Origin of the sequence: Mesorhizobium sp. M2A.F.Ca.ET.037.01.1.1 (assembly GCF_003998075.1) — a bacterium.
Lineage (GTDB): Bacteria > Pseudomonadota > Alphaproteobacteria > Rhizobiales > Rhizobiaceae > Mesorhizobium.
Map to the genome: position 1 here is coordinate 1 of NZ_RZSA01001789.1, position 469 is coordinate 469.

The 469-nt window shown below is 61.2% G+C and carries 1 pseudogene; it reads right to left on the minus strand.

Going from position 1 to position 469, the window contains the following annotated elements:
- Window positions 1-371: pseudogene (locus EOA27_RS39830) on the minus strand (integrase); the annotation flags it as partial.
- Window positions 372-469: the final 98 nt, after the last annotated feature.

Below are 469 nucleotides of genomic sequence, written 5' to 3' on the forward strand. Positions count from 1 at the left end.
GGACTGTGCCCAACCTTCAGGATCGAGGTCGCGTCCACCAGTCGACGTAGCTCTTCGGTCGAGTAGACGTACGGGGTCTGTTGCGGCGGCAGCTTCGGGATTGTTGTCGGCAGCGGCGAGAACGTCGCATGGCCGCGGCTGACGGGGAACCGGTAAAAGCCGCTCAGGACTTTGTAGCGCAGCATCCAGGCGGCGCTGAGCGAGCCGCTGCCTTGGAGAAACGCGGCTCCCGTCTCTGGGGTAATCTCGCTGATCTCGGGATTGCCCAACACGCGGCAGAACCTGCGCAGCAGCACCTCGGCGGATTCGAAACGCATGCCTAATGACCGCTGCTTGGCCAGATAAACGTCGACGACATCGATCAGCATCATTGCAGCGCTCCCAGGTCGAATGCACCAACCTCGCGAAGAGCTGCCAAGTTCACCTTGGCGTAGATGTCAAGCGAAGCGAGGATTTGACCCCATTGGCG